A 25,758-nucleotide genomic window follows, 5' to 3' on the forward strand; every position below is an offset into this window, starting at 1 on the left:
ACGATGATATATTCTGAGGGTATAATTGAGATATCTGCGTAGAGAAGAGGATGATAGAATGAATAACGAGGAATCAACGAAGGAGAATCCGTCAGGAGAGGAAAAGAGTGGGGAACAAGAGACTGGTGGACAGGCATACTATTCCAGCAGACCGAAGATCGGAGGAAGAGGACCGTCCAAATTACGGCAGCAATTCAACCGTGGAATGACGTATTTTCTGGTTATTGCGGCGAGTTTGCTGTTTTATTTTGCGCTGCTGCGCCTTACCAATCTGTCAGACGTATTTGTAAAGATATTTGACGTCTTAAAACCAGTTATCTATGGATGTGTGATTGCCTATCTGCTGAATCCAATCGTGAGAAAAGTAGATAAATATCTGGTGCCGGTTCTGAAAAAGAAGATGACGAAGCCGGGACAGGCTGAGAAGACTTCAAGAGGAATCGGAATACTGATAGCATTAGGAGTCTTAGGTGTATTGATTGTTACTTTGTGTAACTTGTTAATTCCGGAACTATACTCTAGTATCCGTAACCTGGTATTCACTCTGCCAAGACAGCTCAATGATCTGGTGGACAGTCTAAGCGAGGTAAAACTGGACGATTCAACTACCAGCACGTTGGTCAAAGTGGCTTTAAAAGAAGGAACAGACATGTTTCAGAATTGGCTGCGTACGGATCTGTTGGCAAGAGCCAATGAATTGATGTCCAATCTGACGGTTGGGGTGTTTAATATATTGGGCGAATTGTTTGATGCTTTGATTGGAGTTATTGTTTCTATTTATTTATTATTTAGCAAAGAGTTATTCGCGTGTCAGTCTAAGAAATGTGTCTATGCAATGCTTCCGGCAAGGCATGCGAATATGGTGCTTCATCTGTCAACAAAAAGTAATGAGATCTTCGGAGGATTTATTATTGGCAAGATTATTGATTCTGCGATTATCGGAGTCTTATGCTTTATCGGGCTTAGTATATTGAAGATGCCGTATGCTATGCTGGTCAGCGTGATCGTAGGCGTTACGAATGTGATTCCATTCTTCGGACCATACATTGGAGCAATTCCAAGTGCGATTCTGATTATGCTGGCAGATCCAATGAAAGGACTATATTTTATTATATTCATCCTGTTGTTGCAGCAGTTTGACGGGAATATCCTGGGACCGAAGATTCTGGGGAATTCCACAGGATTGTCTGCATTCTGGGTTATCGTGGCAATTCTGTTGGGCGGAGGTCTGTTTGGATTCGCCGGAATGATCATGGGTGTGCCGACATTTGCCGTATTGTATTACATAGTCCAGATGAATGTGAATAGCCATTTGGAGAGGAAGAAACTTCCGGAAGATTCTGGATATTATGACAGGATGAGTTATGTGGATGATGAAGGTAATTATTATCATTCAGAAGCACAGGAAACAGCAGAAGATGAAAAGAAAGAAAAAGAGGAGTAGATACTATGCCAATTAGAGTTCAAAATGATCTTCCGGTAAAGGAGATACTGGAGCATGAAAATATATTTGTGATGGATGAACACCGTGCCACTCATCAGGACATCCGTCCGATTAAGATCGGGCTTCTGAATCTGATGCCGCTAAAAGAGGATACAGAGTTACAGATTTTAAGATCCCTATCCAATACGCCGCTTCAGGTAGATGTGGTATTCGTTACGGTGTCTACCCATGAGTCCAAGAATACGCCGACCAGTCACCTGAATAAGTTCTATCAGAAGTTCTGTGAGATTAAGGATCAGAAGTTCGACGGATTCATTATTACGGGTGCTCCGGTAGAGCAGATTCCGTTTGAAGAGGTGGATTACTGGGAAGAATTGACGGAGATCATGGAGTGGAGCAAGACCCATGTGACTTCAACCTTGCATCTGTGCTGGGGCGCGCAGGCAGGCATCTATTATCATTATGGCATTGATAAAGCACCGCTGGAACAGAAGATGTTCGGAGTATTCTGGCATAAGGTACTGAACCGCAAGATTCCCTTGGTTCGTGGATTCGACGATGTATTCCTGGCACCACATTCCAGACATACGGAGGTGCCGATGGAGAAGATCCGGGCAGAAGAGCGCTTGACCGTTCTTGCCGAATCAGAGGAGGCAGGGTTGTTCCTTGCCATGGCAGAGGATGGACGTCAGATCTTCGTGATGGGACATCCGGAGTATGACCGTGTAACGCTGGATGGAGAGTATAAGCGTGATCTTAGCAAGGGACTTCCGATTGAGATCCCGAAGAATTATTATAAAGATGATGATCCGGAGAATAAGCCGCTGCTTACCTGGCGGGCACATGCGAATAATCTGTATACGAACTGGCTGAATTATTATGTGTATCAGGCGACGCCGTATGATATGGTTGGGACGCCGGATTTTGGTGGAAAATAGGTCGCTAACAAAAACATCGTTAAAAACAAAACAACGGTTGACATACCAGTACATACCAAGTATAATCCCGTTTTCGACAGTTGGAAGAATAGAAAAGTGCGAAAAACCGCGAAGATACGCAGTTTATCGCACTTTTATGTTTTTGGAAAATGTTGTATGGAAAACCTGTTCAAAAAATTTTTTTTAGCTTTTTATTTAATTCTTTTGGTTGATAATATTTTCTATCTAATCCCAGATCAAAGGCAGCGTTCAGTGCAGTGCAGACCTGCGAACAGGTGTAGGTTGACATGTAGCACATATCTTCAATATTTGCAACTTCCATATTTTTTAAAGTCTCCACGATGTTCTCTACTGTGAAATGGGTTCCCTGCTGGTCCAGTTTTTTCTCAAGAAGTCTATATATCAGCAATGCAGTGTAACAGATCATAAAATGTGCAATGATCCGTTCTCTTTTTTGATGGAAAACTGGACGAGTTGAAAAGTTCGTCTTCATTACCCGGAAGCAGTCCTCTATTTTATATCGCTGTGAACTGATCCGGATGATCTCTTTTGCCGGGTCATCAAGGTTTGTAGCTACTGCATAATAACCATCATATTTTTCTTCTTCATCAATGACGCTTTGGTCTATTTCGTATAAATCCGTAACCGCTTCTCCTGATTTAGCAGAGGAATTCCGTTTGATAAAACGTGTTACATCATGGGGTCCTTTTTTATACGTTTCAGGGTCAAGATTCTTTAGTAGTTTTCTGGCACGCTCAATCTGACGGTTCCGGATAAATCTCTGATATTCCATCATTTTTCTGGAAAATGTGATAATGATTTTCTGCTTTACGACCGCTTTTGATTTTACTTTACGTTTCCGTCCATTCTTTAAAGTTTTTTCTTCATAAAATCCAAGATCGAATGCTTTGTCCACGGAGATAATCTTGTAAGCTTTGTCCGTATACAGTTTTTTGTTATCAGGGTTGTTTTTATCAAACTCTTTCATATCCTTTATGGATATCTTTTCATCTGACGAAAGGAGACGGTAATCACAATCATTAAACACTGCTTCCTGCAAAGTTTCGGACATCTTTTTTATGGACTGGGTAACGATAAATGCACGTCCGCCCATGGAATTAAAGTTTCGGATATTTAAGGACCCCAGTCCGGCATCTGCACAATAAATGGATTTCTTTCCCTTAAACATTTTTGTAAGCTGCTTCTCCAGAGGGATGGCAGTAGTCTGTTCATTGTCTGAACCGGAAGTGATGCACATGGAAAGAGGGATGCCATCCCCGTCCATAAACAGTCCCATTTCCACAAGCGGCGCAGGCTGGTGCTGTTTTGACGGCCCGTATTTGCGCAGTCCCTTGATGGTTTCTCCAGTTACCTCATCAACATAATCTTCATCCTGGGATTCAATTTCAAAGTAGTAGTTTGTACAGTCGTAGTAACAGACGGATGTGTTACGCTTAACGATACTACAGCTTTTTTCATAAAGGTGGCTGATGTAGTCATCATAATGTTCCTGCATGATATCCATTGTCCTTAAAATATGGACATAGTCAAACTCTGGCTCTTCATAATATTGATTCAAGTGTTCAAAAGTCCCAAGTTTGGAATCCGGTTCCAGGATCCTGGAAAATGTAAGGAACCGGTTCACAAGGTTTGGATCAAAAGTTATTTTTGATCCGACGGTTGCATTTTTGAAAAAGGAACGGATATCCAGCTGGTGGTAAAGCTGCTGCAGGAAGAAATATCCAATGTTACGGTTGGTGGTGGAAGATACAAGGTCATTACTGATTTTAATCTTTTCATTGAAATCAATTGTCACCTCCATAGAGACCCTGTTATTTTTCTTTTCTTCTTCATTGTACCTAGCAACCTGTTCCCTGGCATAAGCCAGTGGATCATCGGTGATTTTGAGTAACTCAGAATGCTTCCCGATCCTGGCGATATTTTTAGTTGTAGTTTTCTTTCCGTTACGATAACCCTTTTGGATAAAGTAAGTTGGATCTTTTGATTTTTTGTCATAATTAAGTTTCATACTTAATTATACCAAAAAGTACAACGCCGTACAACCCGTACAACAAATATTTTTTAAAAATTTGACATGATAAGACATAAAAAAAGCCGCTGTTTAAGCGGTTTCCAGTGATTTTGTATGAAGTTTTATATAACAGTAACTGTCGAAGACCCGCGAATAATCTGTATACGAACTGGCTGAATTATTATGTGTATCAGGCGACGCCGTATGATATGGTTGGGACGCCGGATTTTGGTGGAAAATAGGTCGCTAACAAAAACATCGTTAAAAACAAAACAACGGTTGACATACCAGTACATACCAAGTATAATGAAAACGAATTAAAAATAGACAATCGAGTGATGGATTTGAGAGAGACTTTTGTGCAAAACTCACACAAAAGCGCCGAAGGGGCAAGAGGACAATTGAAACTCTCAGGCAAAAGGAATCAGATCCGGACGATACTCTGGAGGAGAAGCAACAGGGAGATAGAGATATCTTTTAGATATTTGTATTTTCCTGTTTTTTGTTGCCAAGCATGTTTGGTGAAAGATTTCCATATCAAGCAAATCTGATAAAACAGAGAGGAAAGTCTCTAGAAAAAAGGAGGAAATGAAAATGGAATTAAAAACCCCGCTTTATGAAGCACATGTGAAAGCTGGTGGAAAGATCGTGCCATTCGGAGGATATCTGCTTCCGGTACAGTATGGAGCAGGTGTAATCAAGGAGCATATGGCAGTTCGAACCCAGGCAGGTCTGTTCGACGTATCTCACATGGGAGAGATTCTCTGTGAAGGAAAAGATGCACTTGCGAATCTTCAGATGATCCTGACGAACAATTTTGACAATATGGTAGATGGTCAGGCAAGATACAGCCCGATGTGTAACGAGAATGGCGGCACGGTAGACGACTTGATCGTATACAAGAAAGCAGATGAGCACTATTTTATCGTTGTAAATGCAGCAAACAAGGATAAGGATTATCAGTGGATGCTGAATCACCAGTTTGGAGAAGTGACATTTACAGATGTGTCTGAGCAGTATGCACAGCTTGCACTGCAGGGACCAAAGGCGATGGAGATCTTGAAGAAACTGACTGCAGAAGAGAATATTCCAAAGAAATATTACCATGCAGTATTTGACACTGAGGTAGCAGGAATTCCGTGTATTATCTCTAAGACCGGATATACTGGAGAGGACGGCGTAGAGTTGTACTTAGACAGCAGTCAGGCAGAGAAGATGTGGGATGTACTGTTAGAGAACGGCAAAGAAGAAGGACTGATTCCTTGCGGACTTGGCGCAAGAGATACCCTTCGTATGGAAGCAGCAATGCCGTTATACGGTCATGAGATGGATGATGAAGTAACACCCCTTGAGACCGGACTTGGATTCGCTGTAAAGATGGCAAAAGAAGACTTTATCGGCAAGGCAGCCCTGGAAGAAAAAGGTGAGCCGAAGATTAAGAGAATCGGACTTAAGGTAACAGGAAGAGGAATCATCAGAGAGCATCAGGATGTATTCGTAGACGGACAGAAGATTGGTCATACGACATCCGGTACACATTGTCCATACCTTGGATATCCAATCGCAATGGCATTGGTAGATGCGGCTTACACTGAGGTGGGAACAAAGGTAAGCGTAGAGGTAAGAGGACGTCAGGTAGAAGCAGAAGTGGTAGCATTACCATTCTATAAGAGAAGCAAATAAATATATATAAAAGAAAAGGGAAAACGAAAGGAGATTATTATTATGGAATTAAGAGAAGGATTACTGTATTCAAAATCACACGAGTGGGTAAAGGAAGAAGATGGCGTTGCAATCATCGGATTGACAGACTTTGCACAGTCTGAACTTGGAGACCTGGTATTCGTAAATCTTCCGGAAGAAGGAGACGAGGTTACAGTAGGCGAGGCATTCGCAGATGTTGAGTCTGTAAAGGCTGTATCTGACGTATATTCACCAGTATCCGGTACGGTAAGTGAAGTAAATGAAGAACTGTTAGATGCACCGGAGAGCATCAATGAGGCACCATACGATGCATGGTTCGTAAAAGTAACAGACATTACTGATAAAGAGGAACTCTTAACTGCTGAAGAATATCAGGCATTTGTAGAGAGCGAGCAGGAGTAATCATCAAAAGCAAAGTTAAGAGAGAGGCGGTGACCATTCTATGGGAAGCTATATCCCGAATACAGAGAATGAACAGAGTCAGATGCTGTCCGAGATTGGATTCCAGTCTATGGAAGAACTATTCGGCCACATCCCTGATGAAGTAAAAGTAAAAGATGGACTGAATATTCCAGAGGGAATGTCAGAATTAGAAGTAAGAAAGAGTATGCAGAAAATTGCCGGAAAGAACAGAGTCTTTGAGACGATCTTCCGCGGAGCAGGTGCATACCGTCACTTTATTCCGTCTATTGTGAAAAGCGTGATTTCCAAAGAGAATCTTCTGACTGCATATACACCATATCAGGCAGAGATTAGCCAGGGAATCCTGCAGTCCATCTTCGAGTACCAGACCATGATCTGTGATCTGACTGGTATGGATACATCTAACGCATCCGTATATGACGGAGCAACGGCGGCAGCAGAAGGAATCGCTATGTGCAAGGAACGCAAGAGGAAGAAAGCGATGATCTCTGCGACCGTACTTCCATATGTGTTAGAGACAGTGAAGACCTATTGCTTTGGCAATGGGATGGAATTAGTTGTGATTCCGGAGAAGGATGGCGTAACAGACGTTGAATTCTTAAAAGAGAATATAGATAAAGAGACAGCCTGCGTATATATCCAGCACCCGAATTACTACGGTAATCTGGAAGATGCTGAGAATATCGGCAATATTGTTCACGAGGCAGGTGCAAAATACATCATGGGTGTGAACCCGATCTCCCTTGGCGTATTGAAGACACCAAGAGAGTATGGCGCAGACGTTGCAGTAGGCGACGGACAGCCGCTGGGACTTTCTATCGCATTCGGAGGTCCTTATCTTGGATTCATGGCGTGTGTAGAAGGCATGACAAGAAAACTTCCTGGAAGAATCGTGGGACAGACGGTAGACCACAATGGCAAGACCGGTTATGTCTTGACACTTCAGGCGAGAGAGCAGCATATCCGTAGAGAGAAGGCTTCCAGTAACGTATGCTCTAACCAGGCATTATGCGCGCTGGCAGTCAGCGTATATATGGCTGCTATGGGGAACGAAGGACTTGCAAATGCAGCGATTCAGAGTACCTCCAAAGCACACTATCTGGCGGCAGAACTTGAGAAGATCGGGTTTGCGGTTGAGAACAAGACGGACTTCTTCCATGAGTTCGTAACGAAGTCTGAGACACCTGCAGAGACGGCTCTTAAGGCTTTGGAAGAGCAGGGAATCCTTGGTGGTTATCCACTGGATGATCATAGAATTCTCTGGTGCTGTACAGAAGTGAATAGTAAAGAAGAGATGGATGCAGTCGTTCGCATCTTAAAGGAGGTGTAGTGCATGTTAGTATTTGAGAAGAGCAGACCGGGCAGAGGATGCAGTATGCTTCCGGCATGTGACGTAGAGATCGTACTGCCTAAGGAGAAGGATAAAAGAGAACTTGCATTACACATGCCAGAACTGTCTGAGAATGAATTAAGCAGACATTATACAGAACTTGCGAAGAAGTCTCACGGTGTGAACGATGGCTTCTATCCGCTTGGTTCCTGTACGATGAAATATAATCCGAAGATCAATGAAGATATGGCAGCATTGCCGGGATTCACTGAAGTTCATCCATTGCAGCCTGCACATACGGTTCAGGGATGTATGGAAGTCATGAAGGAGACAGAAGAATATCTGTGTGAGATTACCGGAATGGATCACATGACTTTCCAGCCGGCAGCAGGTGCACACGGAGAGTTTACAGGGCTTCTGCTTATTAAGGCATACCATGAGAGCAGAGGAGATAAGAAGCGTACTAAGATTATTGTTCCGGATTCTGCACATGGAACGAATCCGGCAAGCGCGGTTATGGCAGGCTATTCTGTGGTAAGTATCCCATCCGGCGAAGACGGATGTGTAGATCTGGAGAAATTACGTGCAGTTGCAGGTGATGATATTGCCGGATTGATGCTGACGAACCCGAATACCGTAGGATTATTCGATAAGAATATTCTGGAGATTACCAATATCGTACATGGCTGCGGCGGTCTTTGCTACTATGACGGAGCGAACCTGAATGCGGTTATGGGAACCGTACGTCCTGGAGATATGGGATTCGATGTCATTCATCTGAATCTTCATAAGACATTCTCAACCCCACATGGTGGAGGTGGTCCGGGAAGTGGTCCGGTAGGATGCAAGGAATGCCTGACTGAGTTCCTTCCATCCGTGCTGGTAGAAGGCGAAGAGACTTTATCCTTCGTAAAGAGTGAACACAGCATTGGCGAGATGAAGAGTTTCTATGGCAACTTCCTGGTAGTGGTAAGAGCGCTTACCTACTTAAAGACACTTGGAAGAGAGGGAATTCCAAAAGCAAGCCAGAACGCAGTTCTCAATGCAAACTATATGATGAATAAGTTAAAAGATCTCTATACAATGGCATATGATGAAGTATGTATGCATGAGTTTGTTATGAGTCTTTCAGATCTCAAGAAGAAGACTGGCGTATCTGCAATGGATATTGCGAAAGGACTTCTGGATAATGGAATCCATCCGCCTACAATGTACTTCCCTCTGATCGTAGATGAAGCGTTGATGGTAGAGCCTACAGAGACAGAATCCAGAGAGACATTGGATGAGGCAATTCAGGTATTCCGTAATCTCTATGAGATGGCAGAGAAGGAGGCAGAGAGCCTTCATGCGGCACCGGTGACGACTCCGGTTACAAGATTAGATGAAGTAGGAGCGGCAAGACATCCGGTACTGCGTTATCAATTTTCATAAAATAATATTCTGAGAATGAGGTGTCAGAAATGATTAATAAAATAACTTACGTAGAGAGCCATGAGACATCCCCTTATCAGAATCTGGCTGTGGAGGAGTATCTGCTCCTCCACTGTGCCGAAGAGGAGTGTATTCTCTATCTGTGGCAGAACCAGCATACGATTGTGATCGGACGCAACCAGAATGCCTGGAAGGAATGTCTGGTCAGCAAGCTGGAAGAGGACGGAGGACATCTGGTACGGAGATTATCTGGCGGCGGAGCCGTATATCACGATCTGGGGAATCTGAACTTTACATTTCTGGTACGCAAAGAGAACTACAGTGTTGACAAACAGACTCAGGTGATTCTAAGGGCAGTTCAGAAATTGGGAATTGAAGCCGAGAAGTCAGGGCGCAATGATATTCTGGTAGACGGAAAGAAGTTCTCAGGTAATGCTTATTATGAGCAGGGCAGTCACTGTTATCATCACGGGACTTTGATGGTGAACGTGAATCTGGGGGAACTTTCCAAATACCTGACCGTATCTAAGGAGAAATTACAGTCCAAAGGCGTAGATTCTGTAAGGTCAAGAGTGACGAATCTGACTGAATTCGCTCCGGAACTTACGATTGAACTCCTGAAAGAAAAACTGTTAGAAGCGTTTGAAGAAGTATATGAGTTAAAAGCAGAGGTTACTGATATCGCGGATATGGAGCAGAAGGAGATCGAAGAGAGCAGAAAACGATTTTCTTCCTGGGATTGGATCTTCGGCAGGAAGATTGATTTCCAGTATGAGTTATCGAACCGTTTTTCTTGGGGACAGGTAACCTTGCAGTTTCAGGTAAAGAACGGAAAGATTGAAGATATGGTTGCGTTTTCGGATGCGATGAAGCCGGAAGTGATTCGGGAGATTCCGAATTATCTTAGGGGAATCCGGTATAAAAAGCAATCAATCTGTGCAGAACTTGGACTCTACTGGTCAGCGGACAAGAGTGAGAATGCAATGATGAAGGAAATCACTTCTTGGCTTAAGACGGTAGATCTATAAAGGAGACTTGTAATGGAACAGAAATTTGATATAATCATAATAGGCGCTGGTCCGGGCGGCTATGTGGCGGCAATTAAAGCAGCCAAACTTGGTTTTGCTACTGCGATTGTAGAAGACAGAAGAGTTGGCGGAACCTGTCTGAACCGCGGATGTATTCCGGCGAAGGCAATGGTTCATGCATCTTCTTTATATCGAGAGATTCAGGAGGCAGAGCGTTTTGGCGTATCTGCATCGGATGTTCGATATGACTATGAGAAGATTATTGCATACAAAGAAGCAACGACAGAGAAATTATGTCAGGGTGTGGAACAGCTGTTAAAAGCCAATGGGGTTACTTTCCTTGCCGGAAAGGGAACTCTGGAACAGAATAAGGAAGTAACAGTTGTATCCGGAGAAGAAAAACATACTTATGGTGCAGATAAGATTATTCTGGCAGCAGGCTCTAAGCCTTTGGTGCTGCCAATTCCGGGACTTGACCTTCCGGGTGTTCTGACCAGCGATGAACTCTTTCAGTTAAAAGAAGTGCCGGATAGTCTGGTGATTATCGGCGGCGGTGTAATCAGTGTAGAATTTGCTACCGTATTCGCAGCGCTTGGCTGCAAGGTGACGATTGTTGAGGCGATGCCTCGCCTGGTGCCGAATATGGATAAAGAGATATCCCAGAATCTGAAGATGATTCTGAAAAAGAGGGGCATTGATATTCATACGTCTGCAGCAGTACAGGGAGTGCAACAGGATGGGGAACAGTATACCTGTACGTTCATCGAGAAGGAGAAGGAAGTGAAGGCTTCTGCCCAGTATGTCTTATGTGCAGTGGGAAGATGCCCGAATACGGATGGCTTATTTGGTGAGGGTGTAGAGCCGGTAATGGAGCGCGGACGCCTTGGAGTAGATGAAGACTTTAAGACCAGCATGGAGGATGTCTATGCCATCGGTGACTTGGTGAAAGGTATGCAGCTTGCGCATCTGGCAAGCGCCCAGGGAATCTATGTGGTAGAGAAACTGGCTGGAAAGACTCCGGAGATCGACTTGAGTGTCGTACCGGGCTGTGTATATACAGATCCGGAGATTGCATCTGTGGGGATGACAGAAGAAGATGCAAAAGCCCTGGGAAGAGATGTTAAGGTTGGCAAGTTCATTATGAGCGCCAACGGCAAGTCGCTGATTACGCAGGAAGAGAGAGGTTTTGTGAAAGTTGTGGTATGTGCCGAGACAGACGTAATATTGGGAGCGCAGATGATGTGTGCAAGAGCGACAGATATGATCGGAGAATTTGGAACGGCTGTAGCTAATAGGCTGACTGCCGGACAGCTTCTTAAGAGCATGAGAGCTCATCCTACCTATAACGAAGGAGTTACAGAGGCACTGGAAGACGCAATTGGGGAAGCAATCCACGTAATGCCGAAGAAGAAACGATAGATATATGAGACGTGTTGAGAATTAGGAGGATAAGGTTATGAATATGATTCAGGATGTAATGGATTACATCAAAAGTTATGATGAAGAGATTGGTGACGCACTGTATCTGGAATTGAACCGCCAGAGAAGGAATCTGGAACTGATTGCTTCTGAGAATATTGTAAGCCCGGCAGTTATGCTGGCTATGGGAACTGTACCTACTAACAAATATGCAGAAGGATATCCGGGAAAACGTTATTATGGCGGATGTGAACATGTGGATATTCTGGAGAATCTTGCAATCGAGCGTGCAAAAGAACTCTTTGGCTGCGATCATGTTTGTGTACAGCCACATTCCGGAGCAAGTGCGAATATGGCAGTATATCAGGCATTCTTACAGCCAGGCGATACGGTAATGGGACTCAATCTGGCACACGGCGGACACCTGACACATGGTTCACCGGTGAATATGTCTGGTATTCTCTATAACTTCGTTCCATATAACGTGAATGATGAAGGCTTCCTGGATTATGAAGAGGTTAGAAGAATTGCACATGAGTGCAAACCTAAGATGATCGTTACAGGTGCATCTGCATATCCAAGAGAGATTCGTTTTGATATTTTTGCTGATATTGCAAAAGAAGTTGGTGCGTATCTGTTCGTAGATATGGCTCACATCGCGGGTCTGGTAGCAGCAGGCTTACATCAGAGCCCGGTTCCGTATGCCGATGTTGTAACAACTACAACACATAAGACCTTAAGAGGTCCAAGAGGCGGAATCATCATGTGCAAGGAAGAACACGCAAAAGCAATCAATAAAGCAATCTTCCCAGGAACCCAGGGTGGTCCTCTGATGCATATCATCGCTGCAAAGGCGATCTGCTTCGGCGAAGCATTAAAGCCAGAATTCAAAGAATATCAGGCACAGGTAATCAAGAATGCCAAAGCACTTGCAGAAGCAATGGTAGAAGAAGGCTTCAACCTTGTAAGTGGCGGCACAGACAATCATCTGATGCTGGTAGACTTACAGAATATGAACATTACTGGTAAAGAACTGCAGAACCGTCTGGATGAAGTATACATCACAGTAAATAAGAATGCAGTTCCGAATGATCCTGCAAGCCCATTTGTAACCAGCGGTATCCGTATCGGAACACCGGCTGTTACCACAAGAGGCCTGAAGGAAGAAGATATGAAGACAATTGCAAGATTGATCAAGATGACGATTACAGATTTTGATACTAAGGCAGATGAGATTCGGGCGGAAGTGAATAAGATCTGTGAGAAGTATCCATTGTATGTGTAAAATTGATTTGAAATAGCGAGTGTACGCAGTACAGAAAAAAAGCATATCCCACGCAAACGGGGCAACACTGCGGTGAACTAACTGCTAACTGCGACTAAGACATTCGGGAGAGCCCTCATGTCTAAGTCGCAGTTAGCAGTGGATTTCACCTACGTTAGGAGCGCCCCTGGAATGTTTGCTTAGGGATATGCTTTTTTTCTGTACTTCTGTTTGCTGGCTGTGCAAAAATCGTCAGTTGTACATCTTATGGTGTATGATGGATACTTTTGGTGGGGACAAGATTACGATAACATTCTTTGTTAGAATATTGGCGGAATATTTTAAGGGAGTGGGTTGCAAGCGTAGAGGCTTTGAAATATAATAGTGATATTGAAAAAAGAAGTATAAGTTGGGGAATTATTAGAAATGTTAGAGATGTGTTTAGGTGAAAAAGGGAACTTAAGCAGGATGGAAACAGGAGGTATGGTAATATGATGTTGGAGAAGAGGACTACGGAATTCTTGGAGGAACTTTCATCTGCGCAGCCGGTTCCGGGCGGCGGTGGTGCGTCGGCGGCAGTGGGAGCGTTTGCTGCGGCATTAGGGATGATGGTGGCGAACTTGACTGTGGGGAAGAAGCGGTATGCGGATGTGGAAGAAGAAGTGAAGGAAGTCAGAAGCCAGTTGGAGGAATTGAGAGATGAATTGGTGGTTTTAACCGATAAGGATGCAGAGGCTTTTGAGCCGTTATCTAAGGCATATGGACTTCCTAAGGAGACAGAAGAGCAGAAGGCTAAGAAGGAAAAGATTCTGGACCAGGCGTTATATGAGGCAAGCATTGTTCCGATGGATATTATGGAAACGATTCTGAAAGTCATGAGACTGTTGAAGGTTATGGGTGAGAAGGGAAGTAAGATTGCTATTAGTGATGTAGGAGTTGGAATATTATTTGCTCAGGCAGCGCTGGAAGGAGCTTCTTTGAATGTATTTATCAATACGAATCTGATGAAGAATCGTGAGCGGGCAGAGGAACTGAACCATAAAGCGGATGCCATGATTCAGGAGGGCAAAGAATTAAAAGAAGAGATCTATGCGGGAGTGCTTGCAAAGATCCGATAGATGGTAGATTGATAGAGAACAAGCCTATAGAGAATCAACCTATAGAAAATGATGCAAAGATGGCTGGATATATGCCGGATGGACAGGCAGGGATCCAATTGACAAAAAGAGAGGTATTGGTGCAGATATGAGTACAGAGAAAAGCGTTGTAATGATGGGTACTGATGTGGCAAAAGCCATGAAAGAGGAACTGATTCAGAGAGTAGAAGAATTGAAGAGTGAGGGAATCCTCCCTCATCTGGCAATTGTAAGAGTCGGAGAGCGTCCGGATGATCTGGCATATGAGCGTGGTGCCATAAAGCGTATGGAACTGACCGGTATTGCATGTAGCGTATTCGAATTGTCGGAGAATATCTGTCAGGAGGAATTCGAGGCAGAGTTCAGAAAAGTGAATGATGACCCGAAGATTCATGGAATTCTCTTATTCCGTCCATTGCCGAAACATCTGGATGAAGAGCCGATTAAAGCGATGATCCATCCTATGAAAGATGTGGATTGCATGAGTCCGGTGAATATTGCGAAAGTATTTTCCGGGGATGAGACAGGCTATGCACCTTGTACTCCGGAAGCGGTAATGGAGATGCTTGATTATTATGATATCGATCTGACTGGAAAGAAAGTGACTGTAGTAGGAAGAAGTATGGTGGTAGGAAAGCCATTATCCATGCTGATGTTGAAGAAGCATGCAACGATTACCGTATGTCATACCCGCACGAAAGATCTTGCGGCAACCTGCAAAGAAGCGGAGATTCTGGTAGCAGCGGCAGGTAAAGCGAAGATGATAAGTGAAGATATGGTTGGTGAGAGGGCTGTTGTTGTGGATGTAGGAATCAATGTGGATGATGACGGCAACATGTGTGGTGATGTGGATTATGATGCAGTCGTACGGAAAGCATCTTATATCAGCCCGGTACCGAGAGGAGTGGGAAGTGTTACCTCATCTGTTCTGGCAAAGCATGTAGTAAGAAGTGCGGAGTATTTTAGAAGTAAATAGTGTATAGATGATACAAAAGGGATGTTTGCAGAATTTGAATAAATGAATGGACGTCCCTTGAAAAAAAGTTATTAATGTTATAGTATGATAAATACAAATAACATTATAGGAAAATCCGCTTCGCGGATAGCAGACAAGCAGGGAGAGCGGCAGATGAACAGCATATATGCATCAGAACTAATAAAGCAAGTAATATGGGAAGATTTTACGGTACATTTTAAGAGTCCTACGACGGCAGCATCTTATCAGACGGATATTGCAGAAATTATGGAACATTTTCAGATGGATTTTCTTCAAATTCAAAAAGAAAAAGTGAAGGAATATTATGAAGTATTGCAGAATAAGGTTAGAGAAGATGAGATTAAGCCCGGAACGATGGCGAAAAAATTCCGGGAATTACATTCTTTCGCCGAATATATCTGTGAGAACCGGGAAAGATACGGCGTTGACGCAGAGTATCAGGATTACTATTATCCATATCTGAAACTAGTGGCGAAGCAGGAGAAGTATGCGAAATCAGTTTCAATAGAACAGATTGACCGTCTCCTTAAGGCGGCAGAAGAAGACCTGATGGCATATTGCATGATTGTCTTACTGTACCGCGTGGGCTTAAGTTCCACAGAGATTACAGAACTTAAGCCGGAGGATCTGGCTATGTATGAGAACGGAGTGTATGCTAAAATCAGGGACAGAACAGAGATGTGTTGTATTCCGGAGGATGCATTTGCAGTTTTGAATACCTATATGGAGAGTCGCACGGAGAATACCTTTCTATTCTATAATAGGCGTGGGAACAAATTGAATACAATGTATATCAGCAGACTTATGAAGAAATACACGCAGAAGGCAGGAATCCCGGCTTATAGCGCGGAGAGCATCCGAAATACCTGTGGTTTTACCCTGTTCTCTTATGGAGCAGATCCTGGTCAGGTGGCTGGTCAGATGGGAATTACCAGGATACAGATCAAGCGTTATCAGAATATTGCATATCGTGAAGAGTTGCAACGCAGCGCGAATCGTCTGGTGAAGATAAGAGTAGAGCCTCCGGTATTATGATAGAGGGAATGTAATGGAAAGCGACAGGAGATAAGAGAAAAATTACTTGCATATATTTTCAAAATATGATAATATTTTACGCATAATACGAATAAAGAACACATTTAATATGTGTAGTGAGAGACTCCAAGGATGGCAGCAACCTTGGAGTTTCTTTGTCTTTTGACAAAAATGAAAAAAGAGGACATGAATTCGTAATTAGCATCTTCATTTGTCTAGGCAAGATAAGGATGATTCGTGCAATTTTGTCAATATATAAAATTGCATGATGATTTTGTAACAATTGTTGCCATTTTCAATATATTAATGTAGAATGTATCTATGGTGATGCACCAAAGAGTAACGACAGATGCCGATACTCTTTTGGTTTATCATAAAGCAAAGGAAGAGAGAAAGGGGAATAATATGCTTAATGCAATTAATTCAGTTGTAACCGCTATTAATGGAGTTGTATGGGGATGGCCAATGATTATTCTGTTGTTGGGAGCTCATGTATTTCTGACAATCCGTACAGGATTCATTCAGAAGTATACCATCACAAGAGGTATCAAATTATCTGTTGCAAAAGATCCGGATGCAGAAGGAGAAGTATCACAGTTCGGAGCATTGACGACAGCATTGGCAGCAACCATTGGTACTGGTAATATCGTAGGTGTAGGTACTGCAATTGCGCTTGGAGGTCCGGGAGCAGTGCTTTGGTGCTGGCTTACCGGTGTATTTGGAATTGCGACTAAGTATGCAGAGTCTTTTATCGCTGTAAAGTACAGAGTTAAGACGGAAGACGGACGTATGCAGGGTGGTGCGATGTATGCGCTTGAGAGAGGTCTGAATATGAAATGGCTGGGCATGCTGTTCGCAATCTTTGCAGCATTCGCATCCTTTGGTATCGGATGTGCGACTCAGGTTAATTCCATTGCAGAGATCTGTAATACGAATTTTAATGTTCCGCCATTGATTGTCGGCATTGTCATTGCAATTTTAACTGCCATTGTTATCTTCGGAGGAATTAAGACGATTGCAAGCGTATGTGAGAGATTAGTGCCGTTTATGGCGATTTTCTATGTGCTGGGATGTATTATTATCCTGTGTATGAATTATGACTACATAATTCCGGCAATCGGTGTTATCTGCAAACTTGCGTTCAAGCCGGGCGCAGCAGCGGGTGGTCTGGTAGGTGCAGGAATCACAATGGCAATCCGCTTTGGTGTTGCCCGTGGTCTGTTCTCTAACGAGTCTGGTCTTGGCTCTGCTCCAATTGCAGCGGCAGCGGCTCAGACAAGGAATCCGGTACGTCAGGCATTGGTGTCTTCTACAGGAACATTCTGGGATACAGTAGTTGTATGTCTGATGACGGGGCTTGTTCTGGTAACGACTATTATGAAGAACCCAAATATCAATGCCGATTCTGTTGAGAATGGTGGACAGCTTACTTCATTGGCGTTTGGTCAGATCCCTTATCTTGGACCGATCATTTTGACGCTTGGAATTATCTCATTTGCATATTCAACGATTCTTGGATGGGCATACTACGGAGAGCGTTGCGTGGAGTATTTTGCAGGGAAGAAAGGATTAATTCCTTATCGTCTTCTCTACGTTGTAATAGCGGCAATTGCACCAATCGTTGCGCTTGATCTGGTATGGCTGATTGCAGATACATTGAATGCGTTAATGGCGATTCCGAACCTGATAGCCGTGCTTCTTCTGTCCGGAGAAATGGTTCGTGAGACAAAGAAATATATCAATAATCTTGATGCAAAGGATGATACTCCAGTTCCAATTGTCAAAAAGTAAAGAGAAGTTAAGAATAATATTTGTGAAATATTTAAAAATTTTCTCTTGACAAATCCGCTTTATTGGATTAATGTAATGTTGTGAATAAGATGAAACCGTTGAGAAAGAGAAGTAGTTTATCCGACGACATCAAAGAGAGCGGCAGATGGTGAGATTGCTGTATGAAGTTGATAAGTGAATGGACTTTCGAGGGCAGCCGGAAATCATTAGAGAGTATGGTTTGTCGGGAACCGAACCCGTTATCAATCAGGAGTGTATGTTAGTACATGAGAAAAGTGGACGATTCGTCAATTTGAGTGGTACCGCGATAATATGTTTATATTACCGTCTCAAACCTTAGGGTTTGGGGCGGTTTCGTTGTATTACGGCAATTTTTCTCTCCTAACACCAACAAGAAATCAAAACAAAAAAAGAAAAGGAGAATGAAACAATGAAAAAGAAAGTAGTAGCAGGATTATTAACAGTAGCAATGGTGGCAGCAATGGTAACAGGATGTGGAAGTTCAGGAGGTTCATCAGAATCTTCTTCCGGGGATTCTGTGAAAGAAAGTTATACCATTGGTATCTCACAGTTTGCAGAACATGGTTCCCTGGACAATTGCCGGGAGGGATTCCTGGAGGGACTTGCAGAGGAAGGTATCGTAGAAGATGAGAACCTGAAAGTGGAATATAAGAATGCGGCGGCAGATATGGGTACTGCCGGACAGATCTCAGATAGTTTCGTATCTGACAAGGTAGATCTGATCTGTGCGATTGCGACACCTACCGCTCAGAGCGCATATAATGCGGCCATGGATACGGAGATTCCTGTAATCTATACGGCGGTTACAGATCCGGTTGCGGCAGAACTTGCAGATGAAGACGGAACACCAGTTGGAGAAGTGACAGGTACTTCTGATAAACTTCCAGTTGAAGAGCAGCTTAAGATGATTCGCGAGATGCTTCCGGATGCTAAGAAGTTAGGCATTATGTATACTACAAGTGAGGCAAACTCTGTATCAGCAATTGCAGAGTACAAGGAACTGGTTGGAGAATATGGATTTGAACTGGTGGAAAAAGGAATTACAGCAACTGCGGATGTACCGCTTGCAGCAGATGATCTGTTAAGTGAAGTAGATTGTATTACCAATCTGACAGATAATACGGTTGTCGCATCTCTTCCGACAATTCTGGAGAAAGCCAATGAGAAGAAGATTCCGGTATTTGGAAGTGAGATTGAGCAGGTGAAGATTGGATGTCTTGCAGCTGAAGGTATTGACTATATTGCACTTGGTAAACAGACCGGCAAGATGGCAGCACAGGTGTTAAAAGGTGAGAAGAAAGCATCTGAACTGAATTTTGAACTGATCACAGAGCCTGGATTCTATGTAAATAACAAGGTTGCTGAGAACCTTGGAATCACAGTTCCGGAAGAACTTGCGGCTGATGCAGTAGAGAGTTTTGATGAGATTACAGAAGAATAAAGATTCCATAGCATAAGATATAGAATCAAAGAGTATGGAATAGATTGTGGGAGGCATTTTCATGGATTTTATCGTAACAATTATTGAACAGGGCCTGATATATGGGATACTGGCACTGGGAGTTTATATCACATATAAGATACTGGATTTTCCGGATCTGACGGTAGATGGAAGTTTCCCTCTGGGGGCAGCGATTACAGCTGCCCTCATTACAAGAGGGGTGAATCCATACCTGACGCTTCCATTAGCATTCCTGGTGGGTGTGGTGGCTGGAGTCTGTACAGGTCTGATCCATGTAAAATGCAGAGTAAGGGATCTGCTGTCCGGCATTATTATGATGACGGCATTGTGGACGATTAATCTGTACATTGCGGGAACCGCGAATGTACCGCTCTTTTCACAGAAGACAATCTTTAAAAATGACGCTGTAGAGAATATAGTTCCGGATAGTATTGCGCCGTATACGACGTTGCTTATTATATTGGTGCTGGCTGTAATCTGTAAGATACTGCTGGATCTGTATCTGAAGACAAAATCAGGTTATCTGTTAAGGGCGGTTGGTGACAATGCTACGCTGGTTACGTCACTTGCAAAAGATCAGGGAAATGTGAAGATTCTGGGACTTGCAATTGCCAACGGTCTGGTGTCTCTTGCAGGATGTGTGTTTGCCCAGGAGGAAAGGGTATTCGAGATTTCAATGGGTACGGGCGCGATCGTAATCGGATTGGCAAGTGTGATTATCGGAACCAGTATTTTTAAAAAGGTAACCATACTAAAAGCAACTTCTGCGGTTCTAATCGGATCGATTATCTACAAAGCGTGCGTGGCAGTGGCTCTTCGCAACTTTGAACCGCAAGCTATGAAGTTGATTACGGCAGTATTATTCCTTATTATTCTGGTCATCAGTATGGAAAGAAAGACGAAGGTGAAGAAGAATGCTTGAACTAAAAGGAATTCAGAAATATTATAATCCGGGTACGGTAAATGAGATGTGCCTGTTCGACAATTTTAACCTGACGATTGAAAAAGGAGAGTTCCTTTCTGTAGTTGGAAGCAATGGTTCCGGTAAGACATCCATGCTGAACATTATCTGTGGAAGTATTCCTCTGGAAGCGGGCAAGATCCTGATTAACGGAAAAGACATTACCAGGGAGAAAGAGTATAAGCGTAATGCGAGAATTGGCCGCGTCTATCAGAATCCGGCTATGGGAACCTGCCCATCGCTCACCATACTTGAGAATATGTCTCTTGCAGATAATAAAGGAAAACTTTATGGTTTGGGACGTGGGACTAATAAGGCGAGGATTGAGTATTACAGGGAACAGCTTCACCAGTTGAATCTGGGATTGGAGGATAAGATGGACGTAAAAGTCGGCGTATTGTCCGGCGGACAGCGGCAGGCGATGGCACTTCTTATGTCAACCATGACACCCATTGAGTTCCTGATCCTGGATGAGCATACCGCCGCCTTAGATCCGAAAACCGCGGAACTGATTATGGAATTGACTGATCAGATTGTGAAGGAGAAGAACCTCACTACGATCATGGTAACACACAATCTTCGGTATGCGGTTGAGTATGGCAACCGACTGGTCATGATGCACCAAGGAGAAGTGATTCTGGATAGGAAGGATAGCGAGAAAGAACAGATATCGGTGGATGAGATATTGAAGTTATTCAATGAGATTAGTATTGAATGTGGGAATTAGATGGGAATTTAGTTTATGAAGAGTTGTTTATAAAGCGTACGGCAGAGAGGAGCAGTATGGGCATTCAGATCCGACTCCAATCGTCTACAATCCGTAAGTTCAAAAGAGGTCTGGAATCAGGAATCGAATGTAATCGTCGGACAAATCTGAAGATTTCTCCGGCTCAGACATTCTTGAATTCTGTGCGTGTAGCACAGAATTCATCCTGATTCAGACCTCTTTTTCACTAACGGCTTGTACGGCTCTTCTACGGATCTGAATGCCCATACTGCCCCTCTCTGCCTGTCATTCTTATGTGTAACTCTTCATGAACTGCGAGGATTCCTGGCGGGGTGCAAGGGGGGAACGGTATTGGCAGGAAATGGCGGTTGATCCCTATCAACACAGTTCCACGCGCATCCTTCGCCAGGAATCCTCCCAATGGAGAAAGACTTGAGATTTCGGAAATGTCAGGTGAAGCAGAAGAAGATGGGTGGCTCTGAGGGCGTTAAGTGAGTGTTACAAGGCGTTAGCGTGAGAATCCCTGTAGATTGGCATGAGGCTTTGACTTCACGTCAAAGACGAAAGAGTGCCCGAACTGCGAAATCATCAAGATTTCGGAGTTCGTGTACTCGGTTGCCAATCTACGGGGATTCTTACGCTTACACCTTGTTAACGAAACGCCCGGTCTCAGAGCCACCCATCTTCTTCTGCTTTACCGTACACTTCCAAGAATCCACTTTCTCCATTAAATTCCCATTGACGTAAGTATAAGGGAATGGTAATATAAATAGATAAACGGATACATGATATAGTGATAAAATGAGAACAATAATACTAAATGTAGATGTTTAAACCTGAATGATGATGTTGCTAAAGGCATATGAAGGATAGATGGAATAGAAGAAGGAGATGAAATTATGTTGAAGAATAATGTAAAAGTTGTTAAAAAAGACGGAACGAAAGAGGAGTTCAATGTACAGAAAGTAGTTGTCGCCGTGAACAAGTCAGCCTACCGTGTTCTGATCAAATTCACAGAGGAAGAGTTAGGTTTCATCTGCAAATTTGTAGAAGAAAAAGTAGATGCCATGAACGTAAAAGAGATCCGTATTGCTGAGATGCACAATGTAGTAGAGGGGGCTTTGGAACGAGTAAATCCTGCAGTTGCGAAGAGTTACAGAGATTACCGTAATTACAAGCAGGATTTTGTCCAGATGTTGGATGAAGTGTATAAGAAGAGTCAGTCTATTATGTATATTGGAGATAAGGAGAACAGCAACACGGACAGTGCGCTGGTATCAACAAAGCGAAGCCTGATTTTCAATGAATTGAATAAGGAATTATATAAGAAATTCTTCCTGACGGTGGAGGAGGTACAGGCAATACGGGATGGTTATATCTATATCCATGATATGTCTGCAAGAAGGGATACCATGAACTGCTGTCTGTTCGATGTGAAGACTGTATTAAGCGGCGGTTTCGAGATGGGGAATCTGTGGTATAACGAGCCGAAGACTCTGGATACTGCGTTTGATGTAATCGGCGATATCGTATTGAGTGCGGCAAGCCAGCAGTATGGCGGTTTCACGGTGCCTAGTGTAGATGAGATTCTGGAGCCTTATGCGAAGAAATCTCACGAGAAACTGCTTGCTAAGTACCGAAGCCTTGGACTTCCGGAAGAGGTGGTACAGAAAGTAGCATGGGCAGATCTGGAAAAAGAGATGGAGCAAGGTTTCCAGGGATGGGAATATAAGTTTAATTCGGTATCTTCCAGCCGTGGGGACTATCCATTCATCACGGTGACAGCAGGAACGGTGACCAGCGATTATGGAAAACTGGCAACCATGAAGATGTTAGAAGTGCGTAAGAATGGACAGGGGAAAGCAGGGCACAAGAAGCCGGTATTATTTCCGAAGATTGTATTCCTCTATGATGAGAATTTACATGGTCCGGGAGGAGTGCTTGAGGATGTGTTTGAAGCAGGAATCAATTGCTCTTCCAAAACTATGTATCCAGACTGGCTGAGTCTGACAGGTGAAGGATATGTTGCCAGCATGTATAAGAAATATGGCAAGATCATCAGCCCGATGGGATGCCGTGCATTCTTATCGCCGTGGTATGAAAGAGGCGGTATCGATCCGGCAGATGAGAATGATCAGCCGGTGTTCGTAGGACGTTTTAACATCGGTGCGATCAGCCTTCATCTTCCGATGATCTATGCAAAGGCAAAACAGGAAAGCAGAGATTTCTATGAGGTATTAGATTATTATCTGGAACTGATTCGTCAGCTGCACCTTAGAACTTACGACTATTTAGGTGAATTGAAAGCATCTACGAATCCACTGGCATATTGTGAGGGTGGATTCTATGGCGGACATCTCGGTCTGTACGATAAGATTAAGCCGTTGCTTAAGTCTGCGACTGCTTCCTTTGGTATTACTGCATTGAACGAACTTCAGCAGCTGCACAATAAGAAATCTCTGGTAGAGGATGGACAGTTTGCACTGGATACGCTGCAGCACATTAACGATAAGGTCAACGAATTCAAGAAAGAGGATGGACGCCTTTATGCAATATATGGCACGCCGGCAGAGAATCTGTGCGGTGTACAGATTCAGCAGTTCAGGAAAAAATACGGAATTATAGAGAATGTATCCGACAGAGCCTATGTAAGTAATAGTTTCCACTGCCATGTTGCTGAGGATATTACGCCGATTCAGAAGCAGGATCTGGAAGAACGATTCTGGAACTTAAGTAATGGTGGAAAGATCCAGTATGTGAAATATCCGGTGAATTATAATAAAGAAGCCATTCGTTCTCTGGTAAGGAGGGCTATGAAGAAAGGTTTCTATGAGGGTGTGAATCTGTCTCTGGCATATTGTGATGACTGTGGGCATGAGGAATTATCCATGGATGTATGCCCAGTATGCGGAAGTAAGAATCTGACGAAGATTGACCGGATGAATGGCTATCTGTCTTATTCCAGAGTAAAGGGTGATACACGTCTGAATGAGGCGAAGATGGCAGAGATTGCAGAAAGGAAAAGTATGTAAGAATGCGTTATCATAATATTACGAAAGATGATATGCTCAATGGAGACGGGCTTAGAGTTGTGCTGTGGGTTGCAGGCTGCTCTCATGGCTGCAAAGGATGCCATAACCCTGTGACTTGGGATCCTCAGGGAGGTCTGGAGTTCGACGGGGAAGCCAGGAAGGAGATCTACGATGAACTGGAGAAAGATTACGTCAGCGGCATTACATTTTCAGGAGGAGACCCTCTTCATGAGGCGAATATAGAAGGCGTGACGGCACTTGCGAAGGATATTAAAGAAAAGTATCCGGATAAGACGATCTGGCTTTATACTGGAAGTGTCTGGGACCAGGTAAAGCATCTGGAGATCATGAAGTATCTGGATGTATTGGTGGATGGCGAATTTCAGGAAGATAAGAAGGACAATACACTTCACTGGAAAGGAAGTTCGAACCAGTTAGTGATAGATGTGAAGAATACATTAAAGATAGGAGAGATCGTATTACATGGCTAGAAGGATTGCAAAGTTTCACAAGGTAAGTTTTGACCAGTTCAAGGAGGGATATACAGATACATTCGGCATGACCGGAGATGAGAAGATACAGGAGATTTATGATGCAGTAAAACTCCCGAAGAGAGCAACTGCCGGTTCGGCAGGGTATGACTTCTATGCACCAGTCTCCATTGAACTAAAGCCGGGCGAGACAATCAAGATTCCAACCGGAATCCGTGTCGAGATGGAAGAAGACTGGGTGTTAAAATGTTATCCAAGAAGCGGTTTAGGCTTCAAATACCGTCTGCAGTTGAATAATACGGTGGGAATTATTGACAGTGATTATTTCTATTCCGATAATGAAGGGCATATATTTGCGAAGATCACGAATGATACGAATGAAGGAAAAGTAGTTGAGATTGAAGCAGGCATGGGATTCATGCAGGGGATTTTTGTGGAGTATGGAATCACGGTGGATGATGATGTAACGGCAGTACGGAATGGGGGATTCGGGAGTACGACGGGGAATTAAGGGGGAATTTAGGGGAGAAAGTGGAGTGTTGGAGGTGTACGGTGCAAGGGCAGGGAAGTTGTGGGCTGTAGCCGGATCGTTTCGCCAAGACCTCGTAACAGAAAAAGATACCGTCCGTTCTAACCGGGCATATTCGCCGTAAGCCCTTGATGGCCTTACGACTCAGATGCCCTCGAAACCAGGACTTGTAGTCCTGGTTTCGCACGAACTGACGGTATCTTTTTCTGCAACGAGGTCTAAGGCTCATGATACGGTCACAGCCCACAACTTCCCTGCCCTTGCACCTGACATCTCCGTGGACTCAAGGCTTTCTCCTGTGTGGGATTCCGGCGGGAATGTGTGTGGGACGGTGCCGGTGGGGAAACATATTGGAGGTGTGGGGGAGGAAGAAAACTCCTGTTTACTTCATGAATATAAATTCGTTCCACTCCCAATCTGTTACCCATCCAACACCGTTCCACACACATCCTCGCCAGGAATCCTCCCGGTGGAAAAAACTCTGAGATTCCGAAAATGTCAGGTGAAGCAGAAGAAGATGGATGGCTCCGAGAGCGTCAAGTAAGTGTTACAAGGCGTTAGCA

General features: G+C 43.7%; 21 protein-coding genes, 1 pseudogene, 1 riboswitch and 1 other annotated feature. Of the genes and pseudogenes, 21 read left to right on the forward strand and 1 reads right to left on the reverse strand.

Features of this window, described 5'->3' with window-relative positions:
- Positions 1-58 precede the first annotated feature (58 nt).
- A complete protein-coding gene (locus ACQRBN_RS09415) occupies positions 59-1,444 on the forward strand; it encodes an AI-2E family transporter (protein WP_427738710.1) in 1,386 nt (461 codons plus the stop codon).
- Positions 1,445-1,449: 5 nt separating this feature from the next.
- Positions 1,450-2,382, forward strand: a complete 933-nt coding sequence (gene metA / locus ACQRBN_RS09420; RefSeq protein WP_427738711.1) for a homoserine O-acetyltransferase MetA — start codon at positions 1,450-1,452, stop codon at positions 2,380-2,382.
- A 169-nt stretch (positions 2,383-2,551) separates the two neighbouring features.
- Here the strand turns inward: metA and ACQRBN_RS09425 are convergent, their stop codons facing one another.
- Complete coding sequence (locus ACQRBN_RS09425; protein ID WP_427738712.1) at positions 2,552-4,411, reverse strand: IS1634 family transposase; 1,860 nt, start codon at positions 4,409-4,411, stop codon at positions 2,552-2,554.
- A 143-nt stretch (positions 4,412-4,554) separates the two neighbouring features.
- Between ACQRBN_RS09425 and ACQRBN_RS09430 the strand changes: the two are divergent.
- From ACQRBN_RS09430 to ACQRBN_RS09520, 19 genes and pseudogenes are all read left to right on the forward strand, one after another.
- A pseudogene (locus ACQRBN_RS09430) lies at positions 4,555-4,656 on the forward strand (homoserine O-succinyltransferase); the annotation flags it as partial.
- A 93-nt stretch (positions 4,657-4,749) separates the two neighbouring features.
- Positions 4,750-4,851: riboswitch (glycine riboswitch) on the forward strand.
- A gap of 157 nt (positions 4,852-5,008) precedes the next feature.
- Entirely contained in the window at positions 5,009-6,097 is a 1,089-nt protein-coding gene (gene gcvT, locus ACQRBN_RS09435; protein WP_427738713.1) for a glycine cleavage system aminomethyltransferase GcvT, read from the forward strand.
- Positions 6,098-6,139: 42 nt separating this feature from the next.
- Positions 6,140-6,520, forward strand: a complete 381-nt coding sequence (gene gcvH / locus ACQRBN_RS09440) for a glycine cleavage system protein GcvH (RefSeq protein ID WP_427738714.1) — start codon at positions 6,140-6,142, stop codon at positions 6,518-6,520.
- Positions 6,521-6,560: 40 nt separating this feature from the next.
- Complete coding sequence (gene gcvPA / locus ACQRBN_RS09445; protein ID WP_427738715.1) at positions 6,561-7,871, forward strand: aminomethyl-transferring glycine dehydrogenase subunit GcvPA; 1,311 nt, start codon at positions 6,561-6,563, stop codon at positions 7,869-7,871.
- 3 nt (positions 7,872-7,874) lie between these two features.
- Positions 7,875-9,302 (forward strand): aminomethyl-transferring glycine dehydrogenase subunit GcvPB, encoded by a 1,428-nt coding sequence (gcvPB, locus tag ACQRBN_RS09450; RefSeq protein WP_427738716.1) that lies wholly within the window; start codon positions 7,875-7,877, stop codon positions 9,300-9,302.
- Positions 9,303-9,331: 29 nt separating this feature from the next.
- A complete protein-coding gene (locus ACQRBN_RS09455) occupies positions 9,332-10,330 on the forward strand; it encodes a lipoate--protein ligase (RefSeq protein WP_427738717.1) in 999 nt (332 codons plus the stop codon).
- Positions 10,331-10,342: 12 nt separating this feature from the next.
- Positions 10,343-11,749, forward strand: a complete 1,407-nt coding sequence (gene lpdA, locus ACQRBN_RS09460; protein ID WP_427738718.1) for a dihydrolipoyl dehydrogenase — start codon at positions 10,343-10,345, stop codon at positions 11,747-11,749.
- Positions 11,750-11,792: 43 nt separating this feature from the next.
- Positions 11,793-13,034: a serine hydroxymethyltransferase gene (gene glyA, locus ACQRBN_RS09465; protein WP_427738731.1), complete on the forward strand. Its 1,242-nt coding sequence runs from the start codon at positions 11,793-11,795 to the stop codon at positions 13,032-13,034.
- 470 nt (positions 13,035-13,504) lie between these two features.
- Positions 13,505-14,131 carry a cyclodeaminase/cyclohydrolase family protein gene (locus ACQRBN_RS09470; RefSeq protein ID WP_427738719.1) on the forward strand — a complete coding sequence of 209 codons (627 nt, stop codon included), beginning with the start codon at positions 13,505-13,507 and terminating at the stop codon, positions 14,129-14,131.
- 127 nt (positions 14,132-14,258) lie between these two features.
- On the forward strand, positions 14,259-15,125 hold the full coding sequence (locus ACQRBN_RS09475) for a bifunctional 5,10-methylenetetrahydrofolate dehydrogenase/5,10-methenyltetrahydrofolate cyclohydrolase (protein WP_427738720.1): 867 nt from the start codon (positions 14,259-14,261) through the stop codon (positions 15,123-15,125).
- Positions 15,126-15,278: 153 nt separating this feature from the next.
- Positions 15,279-16,181 carry a tyrosine-type recombinase/integrase gene (locus ACQRBN_RS09480; RefSeq protein WP_427738721.1) on the forward strand — a complete coding sequence of 301 codons (903 nt, stop codon included), beginning with the start codon at positions 15,279-15,281 and terminating at the stop codon, positions 16,179-16,181.
- Positions 16,182-16,586: 405 nt separating this feature from the next.
- The gene (locus ACQRBN_RS09485) at positions 16,587-17,972 is read left to right on the forward strand and encodes an alanine/glycine:cation symporter family protein (RefSeq protein WP_427738732.1); all 1,386 of its coding nucleotides are present in this window, start codon (positions 16,587-16,589) and stop codon (positions 17,970-17,972) included.
- 89 nt (positions 17,973-18,061) lie between these two features.
- Positions 18,062-18,307 (forward strand) — a binding site (T-box leader).
- Between the two features lie 95 nt (positions 18,308-18,402).
- Complete coding sequence (locus ACQRBN_RS09490) at positions 18,403-19,434, forward strand: ABC transporter substrate-binding protein (protein ID WP_427738722.1); 1,032 nt, start codon at positions 18,403-18,405, stop codon at positions 19,432-19,434.
- Positions 19,435-19,495: 61 nt separating this feature from the next.
- The gene (locus tag ACQRBN_RS09495) at positions 19,496-20,377 is read left to right on the forward strand and encodes an ABC transporter permease (protein WP_427738723.1); all 882 of its coding nucleotides are present in this window, start codon (positions 19,496-19,498) and stop codon (positions 20,375-20,377) included.
- Positions 20,370-21,143, forward strand: a complete 774-nt coding sequence (locus ACQRBN_RS09500; RefSeq protein ID WP_427738724.1) for an ABC transporter ATP-binding protein — start codon at positions 20,370-20,372, stop codon at positions 21,141-21,143. The genes ACQRBN_RS09495 and ACQRBN_RS09500 overlap by 8 nt, the downstream gene beginning before the upstream one ends.
- On the forward strand, positions 21,131-21,352 hold the full coding sequence (locus ACQRBN_RS09505; RefSeq protein ID WP_427738725.1) for a hypothetical protein: 222 nt from the start codon (positions 21,131-21,133) through the stop codon (positions 21,350-21,352). The genes ACQRBN_RS09500 and ACQRBN_RS09505 overlap by 13 nt, the downstream gene beginning before the upstream one ends.
- Positions 21,353-22,042: 690 nt before the next feature.
- Positions 22,043-24,175, forward strand: coding sequence for an anaerobic ribonucleoside-triphosphate reductase (gene nrdD, locus ACQRBN_RS09510; RefSeq protein ID WP_427738726.1), 2,133 nt, complete (start codon positions 22,043-22,045; stop codon positions 24,173-24,175).
- A 2-nt stretch (positions 24,176-24,177) separates the two neighbouring features.
- On the forward strand, positions 24,178-24,666 hold the full coding sequence (gene nrdG / locus ACQRBN_RS09515) for an anaerobic ribonucleoside-triphosphate reductase activating protein (protein WP_427738727.1): 489 nt from the start codon (positions 24,178-24,180) through the stop codon (positions 24,664-24,666).
- On the forward strand, positions 24,659-25,177 hold the full coding sequence (locus ACQRBN_RS09520) for a deoxyuridine 5'-triphosphate nucleotidohydrolase (RefSeq protein ID WP_427738728.1): 519 nt from the start codon (positions 24,659-24,661) through the stop codon (positions 25,175-25,177). The genes nrdG and ACQRBN_RS09520 overlap by 8 nt, the downstream gene beginning before the upstream one ends.
- Positions 25,178-25,758 lie beyond the last annotated feature (581 nt).

The organism is Bariatricus sp. SGI.154, assembly GCF_050313795.1.
Taxonomy (GTDB): Bacteria; Bacillota; Clostridia; order Lachnospirales; family Lachnospiraceae; genus CAMBRQ01.